The sequence below is a fragment of the Chryseobacterium sp. SIMBA_029 genome (assembly GCF_046535275.1).
In the GTDB taxonomy this organism is placed as follows: Bacteria; Bacteroidota; Bacteroidia; order Flavobacteriales; family Weeksellaceae; genus Chryseobacterium.
The window spans coordinates 1-3,486 of the sequence record NZ_JAWRXA010000026.1; the positions used below are offsets into that span (position 1 = coordinate 1).

General features: G+C 47.0%; 2 tRNA genes and 2 rRNA genes. All 4 read right to left on the bottom strand.

Features of this window, described 5'->3' with window-relative positions:
- Positions 1–1,226 (bottom strand): 23S ribosomal RNA (locus SB679_RS23020); the annotation flags it as partial.
- 161 nt (positions 1,227–1,387) lie between these two features.
- A tRNA-Ala gene (locus tag SB679_RS23025) sits at positions 1,388–1,461 on the bottom strand.
- Positions 1,462–1,541: 80 nt separating this feature from the next.
- Positions 1,542–1,615, bottom strand: a tRNA-Ile gene (locus tag SB679_RS23030).
- A gap of 231 nt (positions 1,616–1,846) precedes the next feature.
- Positions 1,847–3,363 (bottom strand): 16S ribosomal RNA (locus SB679_RS23035).
- Between the last annotated feature and the right edge of the window lie 123 nt (positions 3,364–3,486).

Genomic DNA, 3,486 nt, shown 5'->3' on the forward strand with positions numbered 1-3,486 from the left:
CGCTCCACAATGCCTCGCAGCACTGCTTCGGTGCAAATAGAATGCTCCCCTACCAGATATAACCCAATGGTTATAAATCCATAGCTTCGGTAATATGTTTATGCCCGATTATTATCCATGCCGGACCGCTCGACTAGTGAGCTGTTACGCACTCTTTAAATGAATGGCTGCTTCCAAGCCAACATCCTAGCTGTCAATGCAGTCCAACCGCGTTGCTTCAACTTAACATATATTTGGGGACCTTAGCTGTTGGTCTGGGTTCTTTCCCTCTCGGACACGGACCTTAGCACCCGCGCCCTCACTGCCGTGGAACATTTATTAGCATTCGGAGTTTGTCAGGAATTGGTAGGTGATGAAACCCCCGCATCCAATCAGTAGCTCTACCTCTAATAAACTTATACACGACGCTGCACCTAAATGCATTTCGGGGAGTACGAGCTATCTCCCAGTTTGATTGGCCTTTCACCCCTACCCACAGGTCATCCGAAGACTTTTCAACGTCAACCGGTTCGGTCCTCCACTCTGTGTTACCAGAGCTTCAACCTGCCCATGGGTAGATCACAAGGTTTCGCGTCTAATACTACTAACTAAGCGCCCTATTCAGACTCGCTTTCGCTCCGGCTCCGGACCTGAAGTCCTTAACCTCGCTAGTAACATTAACTCGTAGGCTCATTATGCAAAAGGCACGCCGTCACCCAACATGTGGGCTCCGACCGCTTGTAGGCGTACGGTTTCAGGTTCTATTTCACCCTTCTATTCGAAGTGCTTTTCACCTTTCCTTCACAGTACTTGTTCACTATCGGTCTTTCAGGAGTATTTAGCCTTGGAGGATGGTCCCCCCATATTCAGACAGGATTTCACGTGTCCCGCCCTACTCATTTATCATCTAAATATACCTTTCAAATACGGGGCTATCACCCTCTATGGCCGTTCTTTCCAGAACATTCTTTTAAATATATATAGACTTTTGGGCTAATCCGCGTTCGCTCGCCACTACTTACGGAATCTCTTCGATTTCTTTTCCTCCGGGTACTTAGATGTTTCAGTTCTCCGGGTTTGCTCTCTAATAAATTAGAGTGACATGTCTTCAACATGCCGGGTTGCCCCATTCGGACATCTGCGGATCAATTCGTGTGTGCCGATCCCCGCAGCTTTTCGCAGCTTACCGCGTCCTTCTTCGCCTCTGAAAGCCTAGGCATCCGCCATACGCCCTTAACGATTTCTTTCCTATTTATTGGTTACTCAAGCACTCGTAAGTGCTCGGTTTTCTCTTTGTGATATTTTTACCGTTAATGTCAATGATCTTTAATTTCTTTCTGCTTGTCTGATAAATGAATATTTGTTTTGGCTCTATTCATTGTACTTTTAAATCAGACTCACAAAACTGTGGAGAATAAGGGAGTCGAACCCTTGACCTCCTGCGTGCAAGGCAGGCGCTCTAGCCAGCTGAGCTAATTCCCCCTCTAGTCGTTGTTGGTTGTGGGTTTTTAGGTGTTGGATTTTCCTTCAACTATTAACTCTTAACCATCAACTATAATTAGTAGTCTCGGGCAGGCTCGAACTGCCGACCTCTACATTATCAGTGTAGCGCTCTAACCAGCTGAGCTACGAGACTTCATTAATTTTAGTTCTCGGTTGTCGGTTTTTAGGTGTTAGCATAACTAACTTCTAATTTCTAACCTCTAACTGCTGTTACTAAAATCTCTCTCCCTCTGATACTAATTTCTAGTGGGTTTGTATTTTTATATATATAATCAACCAAATAAAAAACTAAAGCATGAACTTTAAGTAAGTACATGGTACATTTAAGTACCTTTATTTGTTTATCGTCCCGAAAGACGCTCTAAAATGAGATGTTCCAGCCGCACCTTCCGGTACGGCTACCTTGTTACGACTTAGCCCTAGTTACCTGTTTTACCCTAGGCAGCTCCTGTTACGGTCACCGACTTCAGGTACCCCAGACTTCCATGGCTTGACGGGCGGTGTGTACAAGGCCCGGGAACGTATTCACCGCGCCATGGCTGATGCGCGATTACTAGCGATTCCAGCTTCATAGAGTCGAGTTGCAGACTCCAATCCGAACTGAGACCAGCTTTCGAGATTCGCATCCAGTCGCCTGGTAGCTGCCCTCTGTACTGGCCATTGTATTACGTGTGTGGCCCAAGGCGTAAGGGCCGTGATGATTTGACGTCATCCCCACCTTCCTCTCTACTTGCGTAGGCAGTCTCACTAGAGTCCCCAACTGAATGATGGCAACTAGTGACAGGGGTTGCGCTCGTTGCAGGACTTAACCTAACACCTCACGGCACGAGCTGACGACAACCATGCAGCACCTTGAAAATTGTCCGAAGAAAAGTCTATTTCTAAACCTGTCAATTCCCATTTAAGCCTTGGTAAGGTTCCTCGCGTATCATCGAATTAAACCACATAATCCACCGCTTGTGCGGGCCCCCGTCAATTCCTTTGAGTTTCATTCTTGCGAACGTACTCCCCAGGTGGCTAACTTATCACTTTCGCTTAGTCTCTGAATCCGAAAACCCAAAAACGAGTTAGCATCGTTTACGGCGTGGACTACCAGGGTATCTAATCCTGTTCGCTCCCCACGCTTTCGTCCATCAGCGTCAGTTAAGACATGGTAACCTGCCTTCGCAATTGGTGTTCTAAGTAATATCTATGCATTTCACCGCTACACTACTTATTCCAGCTACCTCTACCTTACTCAAGACCCGCAGTATCAATGGCAGTTTCATAGTTAAGCTATGAGATTTCACCACTGACTTACGAGTCCGCCTACGGACCCTTTAAACCCAATAAATCCGGATAACGCTTGCACCCTCCGTATTACCGCGGCTGCTGGCACGGAGTTAGCCGGTGCTTATTCGTATAGTACCTTCAGCTACCCTCACGAGGGTAGGTTTATCCCTATACAAAAGAAGTTTACAACCCATAGGGCCGTCGTCCTTCACGCGGGATGGCTGGATCAGGCTCTCACCCATTGTCCAATATTCCTCACTGCTGCCTCCCGTAGGAGTCTGGTCCGTGTCTCAGTACCAGTGTGGGGGATCACCCTCTCAGGCCCCCTAAAGATCATTGACTTGGTGGGCCGTTACCCCGCCAACTATCTAATCTTGCGCGTGCCCATCTCTATCCGCCGGAGCTTTCAATTTCAACTGATGCCAGTCAAAATATTATGGGATATTAATCTTCCTTTCGAAAGGCTATCTCCCTGATAAAGGCAGGTTGCACACGTGTTCCGCACCCGTACGCCGCTCTCAAGATTCCGAAGAATCTCTACCGCTCGGCTTGCATGTGTTAGGCCTCCCGCTAGCGTTCATCCTGAGCCAGGATCAAACTCTCCATTGTATGTTTGTCTGACTCACTCAAAGTTATCTTACGCTTTAGTTTTTCCTTACTTGGTTGTTATATTATTTTTCAATGATCTTCTCTTCTTCCGCTTTTTACAATACCCTACTTTCTGTCGTTTCG